The following is a 14,594-nucleotide window of genomic DNA, read 5'->3' on the forward strand; positions in this document are numbered from 1 at the left end:
TAAAGGCTACCTTCGGGTGGCCTTTTTTTATCCCAAGATCAAAAGATCGCAGCCTTCGGCAGCTCCTACAAGGGAAACGCATTCCAGATGTAGGAGCTGCCGAAGGCTGCGATCTTTTGATTCTGGCCTCTAATCCGCGCAAACCACCCGATTCCGCCCACTTTCCTTGGCCTGATATAGCGCCTTGTCCGCCGTATACAACAACTGCTCCAGGCTGATATCGGATGCTGTCGTCCAGGTGCTGATACCAATACTGACAGTAATCGGCGATGCATCATCCCCCACCAACGGCAACCGCTCCACGGCTGCGCGGATGGTGTCGGCAATCTGTTGCGCGCCGACACTGTCGGTTTCAGCCAGAATCACCGAAAACTCCTCGCCACCGTAACGGGCGACCAGGTCCGCCGGCCGTCGAACATGGGTGCTGATCACCTTGGCTACCCAGCGCAAGGCATCGTCGCCGCCCTGATGGCCATGGCGATCGTTGTACGCCTTGAAGTGATCGACATCGATCATCAGCACCGACAATGGCAGGCCGGAACGTTGGGCGCGAAACCATTCATGGTGCAAGGCCTGATCCAGGCTTCGACGGTTGGCCAGGCCGGTCAAGGGGTCGGTAGCGGCCAGTTGTGCCAATTCATGCTCGGCACTTTGGCGCCGACGCAATTCCCGGCAGAGCAACCAGGTCAGCCACAGCAAGCTCACACACAAGGCAATGGTCGCAAAGCTGACCACCACCGCAGTGCGCTTCCAGGCCGCAAAGACTTCATCACTCGATAGCGCAACGATGACGATCAACGGCAAGTTTCCGACCTTGGAGAAGGTGTACAAACGCTTGTCCTGGTAGCGGGTGGACAGGCTGGTGAAGCTGCCGTTGCCTTCTTTGACGATGCGCTGGAAATTGGGACGGTGACTGAAGTTCTTGCCGATCAGCTCTTCCGCCAGTTGTGGTTGCTGAGCCAGAAGTGTCCCGTCCTTGCTGATCAGATTGACCGTGCTGTCGCGCCCGATGTTCAAGCTGTTGAACAACTGATCGAAGTAACTCAAGCGCATGGCGGCTTCGGCCACGCCCAGGAACTCGCCCTGGGGCCCGTTCACCCGGCGGCTGAAACTGATTCGCCAATCCTGTTCGGGCGACCGGGCCCTGAAGGGGGGACTGATGAACATACCCGGGTCCGGGTTATCCACGTGAGACCGGAAGAATTCGCGATCGGCATAATTGCCCTGCCTGGGCTCAACCGAGGCCGAGTCGGCGATCACGTCGCCCTTGTTGTCGAGCAACAAAATGTTGCCCTTGTAGGGCGCGGCAGTGGCGCGGTCGAAATAGGCCAGATGACGAATGGCCGGGGAAACGCTCTTGAGGTCTTCTCGCCGGGAGGCAGCGATCAAACCCAGCAGGGACACATCATAGAGTTCGACATTGCGCAGCACGTCGGCGTCGATCAATTGCACGATATTGTTGGCGGCACGAGCGGCGGACAATTCGGCATTGGCGCGTTCACGAATCAGCAGGAACGCCACGATGCTCAGTATCGCAATCACTAACAACAAACTACCCAGAACCAGAAGCCGCTCCGACCGTGTCGAACGGATCGGATGTCGAGATTTCGCACTGCTCACACTCATGGTTCTGACTTCTGCAAATAAGGCGTTATGAAAGTTCTTTTACAAGAATCGGGCAGAGTCCCAGAAACCGGTCGCGTCCAGAGCGCCTGTATAAATGCCGGATAAAAAAAAGGCCAGCAAAACATGCTGGCCTTTTGCTAATTGAAGCTTAGAAGACATTCCGCGGGTAGTCGATAATTACCCTGGCTTGGTAGTTTTGTGGCGAGGGGACTTGCCCCAGTTGTGCTGCGAAGCGGAACCGCGTGAGACCTCGCCTCAGTCCGTGTTTGCCAGCACCGGCAGCGGTGCGGGCTCAGGCCGATGGAATATTCGCTCGAGCCACAAGTAGATGACCGGCGTGGTGAACAGCGTCAGCGCCTGGCTCACCAGCAAGCCGCCGACCACCGCAATGCCCAGCGGTTGGCGCAGTTCGGCGCCAGTGCCGTAGCCGAGCATCAGCGGCAGGGCGCCGAGCAAAGCGGCGAGGGTGGTCATGATGATCGGCCGGAACCGCGTCATACACGCCTCATAGATCGCCTCTTCCGGCGGCAGGCCACGGTTGCGCTGGGCTTCCAGCGCAAAGTCGATCATCAGGATGCCGTTTTTCTTGACGATGCCGATCAGCAATACCAGCCCGATCAGCGCCATGATCGAAAAGTCCTGGCCGCAGATCCACAGCATGATCACCGCCCCGAGGCCTGCCGAGGGCAACGTCGAGATGATCGTCAACGGGTGCACGAAGCTTTCGTACAGAACGCCAAGGATGATGTACACCGCCACCAGCGCCGCCAGAATCAGCCACGGCTGACTGGCCAGCGAACTCTGGAACGCCTGGGCCGCGCCCTGGAAGTTACCGCTGATGGCCACCGGCATGCCGATGTCGGTCTTGGCTTGATTGAGCATGATCACCGCATCGCCCAACGCGACGCCGGGCGCCAGGTTGAACGACAGGTTAGCCGCCGGGAACATTCCGTCGTGAGCAATGGACAACGGGCCGATGGTGGGCGCATCGAATTTCGCCAGGGCCGATAGCGGCACCATTTCCCCGCTCAGGGGCGAACGCAGATAGAAATAGTTGAGGCTTTCGGCCTTGCCGCGTTGCTTGGTGTCGAGTTCCAGAATCACGTTGTATTGGTTGGTCTGGGTCTGGAACTCGTTGATCTGCCGCTGGCCGAAGGCGTCGTACAGCGCTTCATCGACGTCGCTGGCGGTCAGGCCGAAACGCGCCGCCGCACTGCGGTCGATGCTGATGTGAGTGATACTGCCGCCCAGTTGCAGGTCGTTGGACAGGTCGCGGAACGCCGGGTTGCCGCGCAGTTTTTCCGTCAGGCGCTGGGTCCAGGTGCTCAGGAGTGCCCCGTCGTTGCTCTTGAGCACGTATTGGTACTGCGCGCGGCTCGGGCCGGCGCTGAGGTTGATGTCTTGCCCGGCGCGCAAGTACAGCACAATGCCGGGGACTTTCATCAGCTGCGGGCGAATCCGGTCGATGAATTGGCTGGCCGATACGTCGCGGTCGCCGCGTTTTTTCAGCGAAATCCAGAAGCGGCCGTTGGCGATGGTCTGGTTGCTACCGGCAACGCCGACTGAGTGGGAGAACGTCTCGACGGCGGGGTCGGCGGCAACGATTTCGGCCATCGCCAAGTGTTTTTTCACCATGTTGCCGTAGGAAATGTCCGCCGCCGCTTCAGTGGTGCCGAGTACGAAACCGGTGTCTTGTACCGGGAAGAAGCCTTTAGGGATAAAGATGTAACCGGCGATGGCCAACCCCAGCGATAGACCGAATACACCAATCATCAACTTCTGATGGGCGAGGGCGCGGCGCAAGCCTTTTTCATAAAGCGCCAGCAAGCGCTCACCGAAGCCCGATCGGCTGTGTTCCGGCGCACGCATGAATAGCGCGGCCAACGTCGGTGCGAGTGTCAGGGACACCACCACGGAAATCATGATGGTCGAGGTGGCGGTCAGGGCGAACTCCTTGAACAACCGCCCGACCACGCCGCTCATGAACAGCAGCGGAATGAACGCCGCCACCAGCGAGAAACTGATCGAGACCACGGTAAAACCGATCTCGCCGGCGCCCTTGATGGCCGCCTCGCGCATGCCGTCGCCGGCTTCCAGATGACGGTGAATGTTTTCCACCACCACAATCGCATCGTCCACCACAAACCCGACGGACACCACGATCGCCACCAGCGTCAGGTTATTCAGGCTGAAGCCCATGATGTACATCAGGGCAAAACTGGCGATCAGCGACACACCGAGCACCGAGGCCACAATCAAGGTCGCCGATAACTGCCGCAGGAACAGGGCCATCACCGCCACCACCAGCAGGATTGCGATCAGCAGGGTGACTTCCACTTCTTGCAACGAAGCGCGAATGGTCTGAGTACGGTCGACCAACACCTTGACTTGCACCGAGGCCGGCAGCATGGCCTCCAGCGCCGGCAGGGCTGCTTGAATTCGGTCGACGGTCGCGACGATGTTGGCTCCCGGTTGCCGGAAAATCACCAGGTTCACCCCAGGCTGACCGTCAGCCCAGGCCTGGATGTAGGCATCTTCCGAACCGTTGACGACTTTTGCTACATCCTTGAGATGAACCGGTGCGCCGTCCTTGTAGGAAACAATCAGCTGACCGTATTGCTCGGGATGGAACAATTGGTCGTTGGTGGACAAGGTCGAAATGCTCGATTCGCCATACAACGCCCCCTTGGCCAGATTGAGGCTGGTCTGCTGGATCGCCAGGCGAATGTCTGCCAGGGTCAGGCCGATGGCGGCGAGTTTGTCCGCCGAGGCCTGCACGCGGATCGCCGGACGTTGCTGACCGGTGATGTTGATATTGCCTACGCCGTCGATCTGGCTGATCTGACGGGCGAGCAGGGTTTCCACCAGGTCACTGACTTCGGTGCCGGGCATTTGCGGCGAGTTGATGCTGAGGATCAGCACCGGGCTGTCGGCCGGGTTGACCTTCCTCCAGTTCGGCAGGTTCGGCATGTCTTTTGGCAGTTTGCCGGCGGCGGTGTTGATCGCGGCCTGGACTTCCTGCGCGGCGGTGTCGATGCTTTTGTCTAGGGTGAATTGCAAGGTCAGAATGGTCGAGCCCAGGGCGCTGCTCGAGGTCATCTGGGTCACGCCGGGGATGGCGCTGAATTGCACTTCAAGCGGTGTGGCTACCGACGAGGCCATGGTTTCGGGGTTGGCGCCGGGCAATTGCGCGGCCACCTGGATGGTCGGGAACTCCGCCTCCGGCAGTGGCGCAATCGACAGGCGCGGGAAGGCGATCACACCGAGCAGTACCAAGGCAAAGGTCAGCAGGACCGTCGCCACCGGATGATCGATGCACCATGCGGAAATCGAGCCATGGCCCTTCATGGTTTCGGCTCCGATTGCACCACTTGCGGCGGGTCGGTCACCACCTGCACGGTCGAACCCGGTTTGAGCCGCGAATGCCCGTCGCTGACCAGCACATCGCCCGGTTTCACACCTTTGATGAGGTCTTGGCCGCTGTCTTGATAAACCATCTGCACTTGAACGGCTTCGACCTTGTCGCCGTCGACCCGGTAGACGAAATGTTGATCGAGGCCACGTTGTACGACGGTGGGTGGCACCACCAGCGCATTTTTATCCAGTGCTGTCTGAATTTTTACCGTTACCAGCAGGCCCGGCCAGAGTTTCTGGGCGGGGTTGGCGAACTCGGCCTTGGCGCGGATGGTCCCGGTGTTGGCGTTGATCTGGTTGTCGATCAGGGTCAGGCGGCCCTCGCCTAGCAGGTTGCCGGTTTCGCCGTCGGTGTCGGCACCGATGTAGGCCTTGACCGGCGTGTGCTGGGGATCGTTGATCAGGCCTTGCAGGGTCGGCAACAGGAGTTGCGGCAGAGAAAATTCCACGGCGATCGGGTCGATCTGGGTCACCGTGAACAAGCCTTGGGTGTCGCTCATGCGCAGGAAATTGCCTTCGTCCACCGTGCGAATACCGACGCGACCGGTAACCGGGGAGCGAATCTGTGTGTAGGAAAGCTGCACCAAAGCGGCATCGATCGAGGCTTGATTGCCTTGGGCGGTGGCTTTGAGTTGGTTGACCAGGGCTTGTTGCTGGTCATAGGTCTGCTTGGACACGCCGTCGTCGACGCTCAGCAGTTTGTAGCGTTTGAGGTTGACCTGAGCCACTTGCAGTTGCGCCTGACTTTCACCCAATTGCGCCCGGGCCTGGTCGAGGCTGGCGCGGATCGAGCGGTCGTCGATGGTGGCCAGTAGGTCACCTTTGTTCACCAGTTGACCTTCCTTGACCAGCAGCTTGGTGAGGATGCCATCGATCTGGGGGCGCACGACCACGCTGTGCAAGGACAGCACCGAGCCGATGCCGCTGATGTAGCGGGGCACGTCTTTTTCGGCGACGCTGACCACTCGCACGGGAATGGCGGTGGAGGTGGCCAGCTTGGTGGTGGCGGGTTTGGCGGCGTACCACACTCCCAGCGCTGCCAGGGTGATCAGAAGGGCGGCGAACAGGGCGATTTTTTTCTGAATTCGCATGCGAGTGGGGCGCCGGGCAGAGTGGTCGGAGTGTTGTCAGGCTTATACCTTCCTTTATAAACCTGTTCGCCCGTCAGGAGAGTGACTGCCGACCAATCCCTCGCGGGTTTACGCACCCCCCGTAGGAGCTGCCGAAGGCTGCGATCTTTTGATGTTGATTTTCAAGATCAAAAGATCGCAGCCTCGTTTCACTCGACAGCTCCTACAGGCGAGGCTTGCCCGCGAAGGCGACAGGTCAGTCAACACAAAACCCGACGGACTCGCTTGCGGCTTGAAGCTTGCGGCTCCCGACACAGGTATACTGCCGCCTTTCGCGGCTCGCCTACCGGGCCCGACTCTTTGAGCATCACCCGGAGCTTTCATGACTTCCCCGACACAACCGCCGGTTGCCGACGCTTTGAGCGACGACCAGGCAGACCTGCCAGACAGCGTCGACTCCAGCGCAGACAGCGAAACCAAAGCGGCGATCCCAGCGTTCAAGTTTCCGTTCAAGCCAGGTGAACTGGCTGCGGCAAAGAATGCCAGCCAGCCTTGGTACAAGAATGGCGCGAAGAATGGTCACACCAAGACTCCCGGCGCAGCACCTCCCGGCACGCGTCGTTCGATGGGTAAGCGCTGAGTTTTTACCTCTGCGGTGCCTGATCTGCCGTCTTCGCGAGCAAGCCCGCTCCCACATTTAATCGAGTTCCTTCAGAAAGAACGCGATCGAATGTGGGAGCGGGCTTGCTCGCGAAGAGGCCCGGGCAGACACCCAATGCCTCGGATTCAGGCCGCCCGCAACGAAATGAACGCATAGTTCAGCGGCGCTTCAGTCGCCACTAGCGCCCCGGCTGCCAGCACTTGCCCGGCAATATCATTGCCTGACACATGAAACACCCATTCACCGCCCGACCCCACCAACGGCTGTTGCACCACCTGTTCAACGACCATGGCAAATGCCGTCATGTCCGGCAAACAAGCAGTAAAGCCATCGCCCTTTAACGCTGTCGTCCGAATCCCCAATAACGCGCAAATCGCCTCTTTGGTCTGAATCTCATCGCGATCCGCCTGACGGGAGCGCTGGATCAATCCCGTCAGTTCCTGATCCACCAGTTCACCCCCGATGATCAAATCCGGCCCTGTTTCCCAAGACTCGGGCGGGCATTCCTTGATCGCCGGGTTGAGCGGAATGTGCGGATTGATTTCCATCGGGTAGATGCGGCACACCAGCGGTCGGCGTTCGTAGATGCGGCAGAGGTTGTCTTCGTCAAGATTCCGGCAGGGGCCGACGTTGTACGCGGCAAAGGTGATCGCCACATACGCCTCACAGGCACCACTTCGAACCACCACCGAACGGCGTTCGGCATGTTCGCGTTGCTGCATGGGCAGACCCAGGCCATTGGCGAGAAAGGCCTCCACCAGCACGATCACCTGACCGCCATCGGCCGCCCACATCCGGGCTTCGGCCAGTGTCAGGGGCACGTGGTGGTCGTTGCAGCATTTGCCACAACCTACGCAGGAAAACGTTGTATTCATTGAACGGCCAGTCACCTGTGAGGGCATGAAATGGCGACAAAAAGCCACCGCAAAGGCCTGTGCCGAAGCAAGTTATGCGCCAGTCACTGCGCTTTTGCTGTTGGGCGGATGGAGTCCCACTCGGTGACGTAGGCGGTTTTGCTTTTCTTGTTGTAGAGGCACAGCTCGGTGCCTTGCTGGCCTTTCATGTGTTTTTGCGGGTACTGGCCTTGCAGCAGGAGCGCGGTATAACCGACCCGGTCATCGAACTGCGCGGCGTTGCCGACGGGTTTGACGTTTTTCAGGCCGCTGGTTTTGGTGCAACTGACGAGCACGGCTTTGTCGTAGCTGGCCCAGGCGTCGGGGCTGGAGGCATGGGCTTGGGAGGTGAGGGCGGTGAGGCAGAGAAAGGTCAGGGTGGCGGCTTTCATGATTTGGGCATCCTTGGCGTGTTGTGGCCGAGGTCGGAGTATGCCTGATGGATCGATGTTGGTTGTGCCGGCCTCTTCGCGAGCAAGCCCGCTCCCACAGTGGTTCCTCGTCGTTCACACATTCGGTGTATGACACAAATCAACTGTGGGAGCGGGCTTGCTCGCGAAAGCGGTGTGTCAGACAGGCACGGGCTCCCGGCGGACCACATACATCCCGGCACTTTCATACAAGCGCTGGGCCCGGAGGTTGTTTTCCAGCACCTTCAGATCCACAAAGCCTTCGCGGCGTTGCTGAAACACTTTGAAGGCATTTAGTAGCAGCGCACGGCCAAGTCCGAGGCCTTGGGCGCGCGGATGCACCACCAGGCTCTTGATGTAGGCACTGGTCCAGCACTGGGCGACGCCGACGATTCCTTTGACATCAAACGCGATGACGCACAGGGACGGATCGTATTCGGGATCGGTTTCGAAACGCTGTTGCCAGACTTCCAGCGCCGGTACGCGACCGCTACCTTCCCGATAGCCCAGTTCCATCAAGTGATGAACGGCTTCAGCGAGTTCGGGACGGTACTGGGTCAACTCAATGCCATTTGGCCAAGTGAAAGGCGGCACATCCTCAGCGAGGTTGCGCCGCATCAGAAAACAAAAGGTCTCGGCCACCACTCAATGACCTTGTTCGGCGACGGCCTTGGCCGCCGCGATCAGGCATTTGGTCAGTTCCGGCGAGGAGAATTTGGTCAGTACTGCGTTGGCCCCGGCCAGTCGAGCTTTCTCACTGTTCATCGCGCTATCCAACGAGGTGTGCAGCAATACATAGAGGTGCGAGAAGTCCGGGGTTTCGCGCAATGTGCGGGTGAGGGCATAACCGTCCATTTCCGACATTTCGATATCGGAGACGATCAGGTTGATTTGCTGGGCGGTGCCTTGCAGATCCAGCAGGCAGTCGATGGCCTCCCTGGCGCTGCGAGCGGTGTGGCATTGCAGGCCTAAGTTGCGCAGGGTGTGTACCGATTGTTGCAGGGCGACCTGGCTGTCATCGACCACCAGGATTCGCGCGTTGCCGAGGACTTCGGCGTCTTCCATGCTCAGTTCGGTCGGGGCCGTTTCGATCTGCGCCGGAGCGATGCCGTGAATGACCTTTTCGATGTCCAGCACCTGCACCAAAGTGCCGTCGACCGAGGTCACGCCAGTGATGTATGAGCGCACGCCACCGGAGCCGAAGGGCGGTGGCCGGATGTCGGTGGTCAGGCAATGGACGATCTTGCTCACCGCCTGAACGTGCAGGCCTTGCTTGGAGCGGCTGACGTCGGTGACGATCAGGCAGCCACCGTTCGGATCTTCCAGCGGTCGCTCGCCGATGGCGCGGCTCAGGTCGATCACCGACAGCGATGCGCCGCGCAGAGTGGCGATACCTTTGACGTGGGGGTGCGACTCCGGCAGCCTGGTCAGCGGCGGGCAAGGGATAATTTCGCTGACTTTCAGCAGGTTGATCGCCATCAGCTTGCCGCTGCGCAAGGTAAACAGCAGAAGCGAAAGTGAATCTGCGCGGGCTTTGTTGGAAGACATAAAAACCTTCTGTGGAAAAAGGTGATGGGCGATTGTGAAGATCGCCAACAGCTATCGATGCCGGGTTATCGACTTGTTAGGGGTAGGCTTTAGGAGTAATCCCCATTGCCGCCCAAACAGTGAACCCCTGTGGCGAGGGAGCTTGCTCCCGTTCGGCCGCGAAGCGGTCGTGAAACCAGCAATGAGGTTTTACTCTGGAAAAAGCGGGAGCGCTACGCACTCCAACGGGAGCAAGCTCCCTCGCCACAAGGATACGACGTTATCCAGGTGAGACTATTTCATACCCAACCGCTTGGCCATCCGCCCAAGGTTCGCCCGATCCAGACCCAGCTCCCGCGCCGCACTGGCCCAGTTGTTCTGGTGCCGTTCCAGGCAAGCGCTGATCAGTTGGCGCTGATAATGCTCGGTGGCCTCACGCAAATCCCCTGCAATCAATGCCGCCGCCGGTGCCGCAACCAGCGGTTCTGGCGCCGGTTCAATGCTGGCGTTGGGCAAGTCCAGATCCGCCGCACTCAAACTGAGAATCTTTGGCCGTTGTTTGCAGTTACCCAACGCCTTCAGCGCACTGCGACCAATCAAATGCTCCAGCTCCCGCACGTTCCCCGGCCAGGCATACGCCAACAAGGCCGCTTGCGCATCGCTGGTCAGGCGTAGGCTGTTGAGGCCCATGCGTGAGCGGTTCTGTTCCAGGAAGAAGCCACTGAGCAACAGCACATCCCGACCGCGATCCCTCAGGGCAGGCACCAGCAGCGGGTAAACACTCAGGCGATGATAGAAATCGGCACGGTAGCGACCGCTGCGCACTTCTTCAGCCAGGTCGCGGTTGGTCGCGGCGATCAATCGCACGTCGACCTGATGTTCCTGGTCCGACCCCAGACGCTGCAATTGCCCGCTCTGCAGCACTCGCAGCAATTTGGCCTGCACCGTCAGCGACAGTTCGCCCACTTCATCGAGGAACAACGTACCGCCATTGGCCAGCTCGAACTTGCCGCGCCGATCATTCGTTGCGCCAGTGAAAGCGCCGCGCACATGGCCGAACAATTCACTCTCCACCAGCGTGTCTGGCAGGGCGGCGCAATTGAGGCTGATGATCGGTTTGTCGGCCCGGGGCGACGCCGCGTGGATGGCCTGGGCCACCAGCTCTTTGCCGACCCCGGTTTCGCCGGTGATCAGCACCGTCAAGTCGCTGCCGCCCACCAGGCTGATCTCTTCCATCAGTCGTTTGTAAGTCTTGCTCTGGCCGATCATTTCGCGGTTCTGCTGGCCGCTGGCCTGACGGTAAACCTCGGCGCGCTGATGTTCGTCCTCGACGCGATTGGCCAGTCGTTCGATGCGCTCGGCGGCGTTGACCGTGGCGGCGGCGAGGCTGGCGAAGGCTTGCAGGGCATCCAGTTCGATCGGTTCGAAACGTTCAGGGTCGAGCGCGTCGAGGGTCAGCAAACCCCACGGACGCTCGTCGATAAACAGCGGGCAGCCGATGCAGTCGTGGACCTCCAGATGTTCGTGAAGACCATCGACCAGGCCGTCATAAGGATCGGGCAAATCACTGTCGGCGGCGAAACGAGTCGGGCCGGGGCTGCTGAGCAGCGCTTCGAAACGCGGATGTTCGCTGACCTTGAAACGTCGACCGAGGGTGTCGGTGCTCAACCCGTCCACCGCCAGCGGCACCAGCCATTCGCCATCGAGTCGCAGCAGGGCCGCGGCGTCGCACGGGAGCAGGGCGCGCATGGCCTCGAGCAAACGTCGGTAACGCTCGCCTTCGGGCAGTTCGCGGGACAGGTCGGAGACCAGGGGTAGCAGGGTCGTGAGCAGTAATTTTGCAGTCATAATGACTCCGTGTAGTCGGTGTGACTATAAAGCGTTGCGTGTCGATATGACTACTGTGTTTATAACATACTGATTTATAAGGTTTTAATTGTTGGCATGGAAACTGATACGTAAAGATTATTCATATAAAGCCCAGGGGTTGCTCTTATGCTTAGCGTTCAAGACCGTGCCATCGTCAAGTCCACCGTGCCGTTGCTGGAAAGCGGCGGCGAAGCGTTGATCACTCACTTCTATCGCATGATGCTCTCCGAATATCCGGAAGTCCGCCCGCTGTTCAACCAGGCCCACCAGGCAAGCGGCGATCAGCCACGCGCCCTGGCCAACGGTGTATTGATGTATGCGCGGCACATCGACCAGCTCGATCAATTGGGCGACCTGGTGGCCAAGATCATCAACAAGCACGTGGCCCTGCAGATCCTCCCGGAGCATTACCCGATCGTGGGCAGCTGCCTGTTGCGGGCGATCTCCGAAGTGCTGGGCGAAGAGATTGCCACGCCTGAAGTGATGAGTGTCTGGGGCGCGGCCTACGGTCAATTGGCCGACATCCTGATCGGCGCCGAAGCCAGCATCTACGACCAGAAAGCCCAGGCGCCGGGCGGCTGGCGTGGTGCGCGGGAATTCATCGTGGTGGCCAAAGTCGAGGAGAGCGCGGAAATCACCTCGTTCTACTTCGAACCGGCGGACAAGGGCCCGATTCTCGCGGCAGAGCCTGGCCAGTACATCGGCATGAAGCTGATCCTCGATGGCGAAGAAATTCGACGTAACTATTCACTGTCGGCGCTGGCCAATAAGGGGCAGTACCGAATCAGCGTCAAACGCGAAACCGGGGGTCGCGCTTCCAACCATTTGCACGATCAACTGCACGTCGGCGCGAGCATCCAGCTGTTCCCGCCAGCGGGGGATTTCACCCTGACCGCCAGCGACAAACCGCTGGTGCTGATCAGTGGCGGCGTCGGCATCACCCCGACGCTGGCGATGCTCGAAGCGGCGCTGGCGACCGAGCGGCCGGTGCACTTTATCCACTGCGCGCGTAACGGTAGCGTGCATGCTTTCCGTGACTGGATCGACGGGCTGGCCGAGCGTCATCCGCAGCTCAAGCGTTTTTATTGCTATGCCGAAGACGATGGCATCAGCCCGGCGGCGGACAAGGTTGGCCTATTGAGCCAGGCGCAACTCGGCGAGTGGTTGCCGGAACAGCGTGACGTGGATGCGTACTTCCTGGGGCCTAAAGGCTTCATGGCGGCGATCAAGCGTCACCTCAAGGCCTTGGGTGTGCCAGAGAAGCAGAGCCGTTACGAATTCTTCGGGCCGGCTGCGGCACTGGAATAACTGTTTTCGGTGATGTCTGAAGGCCGGGTCGGTGTTTCGCTTGTTGCGAAGCGCCGACCCGGCCTTTTTTTCGTATTCGTGTTAGTACCCGACCAGAGGCCAGGTATGAGGTTGCCTGCCTGATTGACGGAAAATACATAAAAGTCCAGTATGGAATTCCAAGTACAAAAAATGTTTGCTCCGTTGCAGTTTTTTTCTTCTGTCTTGCCAAACCAACAACAACCCGCGAGAGAACGAATATGAAGAAATTCCCCCTCATCACCGGTCTGGCCCTGAGCCTGTTGGCGTGCAGTAGCGTGTTTGCCGCCGAGAAAACCTTGCGCATCGGCATCGAAGCGGCTTATCCGCCGTTCGCGTCCAAAACCCAGGAAGGCAAGATAGTTGGCTTCGACTACGAAATCGGCAATGCCTTGTGCGCGCAGATGAAGGTCACGTGTGAGTGGGTCGAAGGCGAGTTCGACGGTCTGATTCCTTCCCTGAAAGTGAAGAAAATCGACATGGCCCTGTCGTCGATGACCATCAATGAAGACCGCAAGAAATCGGTGGATTTCAGTCACAAGTATTACTTCACTTCATCGCGTCTGGTGATGAAGGACGGCGCAGTGGTGGATGACCAGTACGCCAGCCTCAAGGGCAAGAATATCGGCGTGCAGCGCGCAACCACCACCGACCGTTACGCCACCGAAGTTTTTGAACCGAAGGGCATCAACGTCAAGCGCTACAGCAATAACGAAGAAATCTACATGGACCTGGCCGCCGGTCGCCTCGATGCGATTTTTGCCGACACTATTCCGTTGAATGACTTCCTGGCAATGCCGCGTGGCAAAGGTTATGCGTTCGTCGGGCCGGAATTGAAAGACCCGAAATATGTGGGTGAGGGCGCCGGGATTGCAGTACGCAAGGGCAACACGCAATTGGTGGCGGACCTGAACAAGGCGATCGACGACATTCGCGCCAGCGGCGAATACCAAAAGATCTCGCAGAAGTATTTCAAGTCGGATATCTACGGCGACTGATTAGTTGCTTTCGCGAGCAAGCCCGCTCCCACAGTTGATCGAGTTCTTCCTGAAGAAATGCGATTGAATGTGGGAGCGGGCTTGCTCGCGAAGGGGCCCTGTCAGGCAGCCAAAATCCCAGGGCCTAACCCTTCAATTCCTTCAAATGCTTGTACACCGTCGCCCGCCCCATGTTCAGCACATTGGCCACATAGTTGGAGGCACTTTTACCTTTGAAGGCGCCTTCGGCGTGCAGTGCCAGCACCAGTTCGCGTTTGTGGTCGCGGGTCAGCACGTTCAGGCTCAACTGACGCTCGCGCAGCCAGGCGTGCAGAAAGGTGTTGATCCGTTCCTGCCAGTCATCGCGAAACAGTGAGTCCGGTTGCGGGATCAGCTTGGTCGGCGACAGGAACAAATCCAGCGCCGCTTTCGCGTTCTCGAACAACGAGATATTCAGATTGATGCACAGCACCGCCAGCGGACGACCCTCGCTGTCGCGCAGCACGCTGCTGAGACTGCGAATTTTCTGGCCGTCCCAGTTGAGCTTTTCGTACGGCCCGATGTTTCGTTCGCTGACGTCGTCGCTGAGCATGTCTTCCAGCGACGAGTCGTCGCCGATTTCCCTTTTGGACAGGTTGTTGGCGATGTAATCGACCTTCTGCGTGCGCAGGTCGTGCAGCACCACCTCGGCGTGAGGGAAGAACAACGTGGCGATCGCATCGGCAATCGCGCGAAAGTTGTCCATGGACGTAGCGTCCAGGGCCGAGTCTTTTTCAGGTGCGTTCATACAGTGCAACTCCAGGCAGCGTCAGCGCCCCGTT

Annotated in this window: 12 protein-coding genes; 3 read left to right on the forward strand and 9 right to left on the reverse strand. The window is 59.3% G+C overall.

The genetic code is table 11. The features are described 5' to 3' along the window. Positions 1-129: 129 nt before the first annotated feature. From ABH909_RS08765 to ABH909_RS08775, 3 genes are all read right to left on the reverse strand, one after another. A complete protein-coding gene (locus ABH909_RS08765; protein ID WP_429432246.1) occupies positions 130-1,626 on the reverse strand; it encodes a sensor domain-containing diguanylate cyclase in 1,497 nt (498 codons plus the stop codon). Between the two features lie 255 nt (positions 1,627-1,881). Further along, positions 1,882-4,974 (reverse strand): multidrug efflux RND transporter permease subunit, encoded by a 3,093-nt coding sequence (locus tag ABH909_RS08770; protein ID WP_429432248.1) that lies wholly within the window; start codon positions 4,972-4,974, stop codon positions 1,882-1,884. Continuing rightward, a complete protein-coding gene (locus tag ABH909_RS08775; RefSeq protein ID WP_429432251.1) occupies positions 4,971-6,131 on the reverse strand; it encodes an efflux RND transporter periplasmic adaptor subunit in 1,161 nt (386 codons plus the stop codon). Before ABH909_RS08775 ends, ABH909_RS08770 begins: the two co-directional genes overlap by 4 nt. Before the next feature lie 361 nt (positions 6,132-6,492). Between ABH909_RS08775 and ABH909_RS08780 the strand changes: the two genes are divergently transcribed. Beyond that, a complete protein-coding gene (locus tag ABH909_RS08780; protein ID WP_007905458.1) occupies positions 6,493-6,750 on the forward strand; it encodes a hypothetical protein in 258 nt (85 codons plus the stop codon). A 146-nt stretch (positions 6,751-6,896) separates the two neighbouring features. On the opposite strand, the gene ABH909_RS08785 is transcribed toward ABH909_RS08780, so the two are convergent. From ABH909_RS08785 to norR, 5 genes are all read right to left on the reverse strand, one after another. Further along, positions 6,897-7,646, reverse strand: coding sequence for a YkgJ family cysteine cluster protein (locus ABH909_RS08785; RefSeq protein ID WP_429432255.1), 750 nt, complete (start codon positions 7,644-7,646; stop codon positions 6,897-6,899). An 83-nt stretch (positions 7,647-7,729) separates the two neighbouring features. Further along, positions 7,730-8,056: a hypothetical protein gene (locus ABH909_RS08790; protein ID WP_429432258.1), complete on the reverse strand. Its 327-nt coding sequence runs from the start codon at positions 8,054-8,056 to the stop codon at positions 7,730-7,732. A gap of 177 nt (positions 8,057-8,233) precedes the next feature. Then, positions 8,234-8,692, reverse strand: a complete 459-nt coding sequence (locus ABH909_RS08795) for a GNAT family N-acetyltransferase (protein ID WP_429439795.1) — start codon at positions 8,690-8,692, stop codon at positions 8,234-8,236. A 27-nt stretch (positions 8,693-8,719) separates the two neighbouring features. Continuing rightward, a complete protein-coding gene (locus ABH909_RS08800; RefSeq protein ID WP_429429514.1) occupies positions 8,720-9,622 on the reverse strand; it encodes a chemotaxis protein CheV in 903 nt (300 codons plus the stop codon). 273 nt (positions 9,623-9,895) lie between these two features. Continuing rightward, positions 9,896-11,449 carry a nitric oxide reductase transcriptional regulator NorR gene (norR, locus tag ABH909_RS08805; protein ID WP_429432261.1) on the reverse strand — a complete coding sequence of 518 codons (1,554 nt, stop codon included), beginning with the start codon at positions 11,447-11,449 and terminating at the stop codon, positions 9,896-9,898. Between the two features lie 147 nt (positions 11,450-11,596). On the opposite strand from norR, the gene hmpA reads away from it, so the two are divergent. Together hmpA and ABH909_RS08815 are read left to right on the forward strand one after the other, a co-directional pair. Further along, positions 11,597-12,778, forward strand: coding sequence for an NO-inducible flavohemoprotein (gene hmpA / locus ABH909_RS08810; RefSeq protein ID WP_429432264.1), 1,182 nt, complete (start codon positions 11,597-11,599; stop codon positions 12,776-12,778). Between the two features lie 239 nt (positions 12,779-13,017). Next, positions 13,018-13,794 carry an ABC transporter substrate-binding protein gene (locus ABH909_RS08815; RefSeq protein WP_429432267.1) on the forward strand — a complete coding sequence of 259 codons (777 nt, stop codon included), beginning with the start codon at positions 13,018-13,020 and terminating at the stop codon, positions 13,792-13,794. A gap of 124 nt (positions 13,795-13,918) precedes the next feature. Here the strand turns inward: ABH909_RS08815 and ABH909_RS08820 are convergent, their stop codons facing one another. Further along, positions 13,919-14,560, reverse strand: a complete 642-nt coding sequence (locus ABH909_RS08820) for a helix-turn-helix transcriptional regulator (RefSeq protein ID WP_429432270.1) — start codon at positions 14,558-14,560, stop codon at positions 13,919-13,921. Positions 14,561-14,594 lie beyond the last annotated feature (34 nt).

Origin of the sequence: Pseudomonas sp. BS3782 TE3695 (genome assembly GCF_050435305.1) — a bacterium.
Taxonomy (GTDB): domain Bacteria; phylum Pseudomonadota; class Gammaproteobacteria; order Pseudomonadales; family Pseudomonadaceae; genus Aquipseudomonas.

Bases quoted from the DNA above. Each gene is read 5' to 3' on its own strand.
- ABH909_RS08765 (WP_429432246.1), bottom strand. From the start codon at position 1,626: ATGAGTGTGAGCAGTGCGAAATCTCGACATCCGATCCGTTCGACACGG.
- ABH909_RS08770 (WP_429432248.1), bottom strand. From the start codon at position 4,974: ATGAAGGGCCATGGCTCGATTTCCGCATGGTGCATCGATCATCCGGTG.
- ABH909_RS08775 (WP_429432251.1), bottom strand. From the start codon at position 6,131: ATGCGAATTCAGAAAAAAATCGCCCTGTTCGCCGCCCTTCTGATCACC.
- ABH909_RS08780 (WP_007905458.1), top strand. From the start codon at position 6,493: ATGACTTCCCCGACACAACCGCCGGTTGCCGACGCTTTGAGCGACGAC.
- ABH909_RS08785 (WP_429432255.1), bottom strand. From the start codon at position 7,646: ATGAATACAACGTTTTCCTGCGTAGGTTGTGGCAAATGCTGCAACGAC.
- ABH909_RS08790 (WP_429432258.1), bottom strand. From the start codon at position 8,056: ATGAAAGCCGCCACCCTGACCTTTCTCTGCCTCACCGCCCTCACCTCC.
- ABH909_RS08795 (WP_429439795.1), bottom strand. From the start codon at position 8,692: ATGCGGCGCAACCTCGCTGAGGATGTGCCGCCTTTCACTTGGCCAAAT.
- ABH909_RS08800 (WP_429429514.1), bottom strand. From the start codon at position 9,622: ATGTCTTCCAACAAAGCCCGCGCAGATTCACTTTCGCTTCTGCTGTTT.
- norR (WP_429432261.1), bottom strand. From the start codon at position 11,449: ATGACTGCAAAATTACTGCTCACGACCCTGCTACCCCTGGTCTCCGAC.
- hmpA (WP_429432264.1), top strand. From the start codon at position 11,597: ATGCTTAGCGTTCAAGACCGTGCCATCGTCAAGTCCACCGTGCCGTTG.
- ABH909_RS08815 (WP_429432267.1), top strand. From the start codon at position 13,018: ATGAAGAAATTCCCCCTCATCACCGGTCTGGCCCTGAGCCTGTTGGCG.
- ABH909_RS08820 (WP_429432270.1), bottom strand. From the start codon at position 14,560: ATGAACGCACCTGAAAAAGACTCGGCCCTGGACGCTACGTCCATGGAC.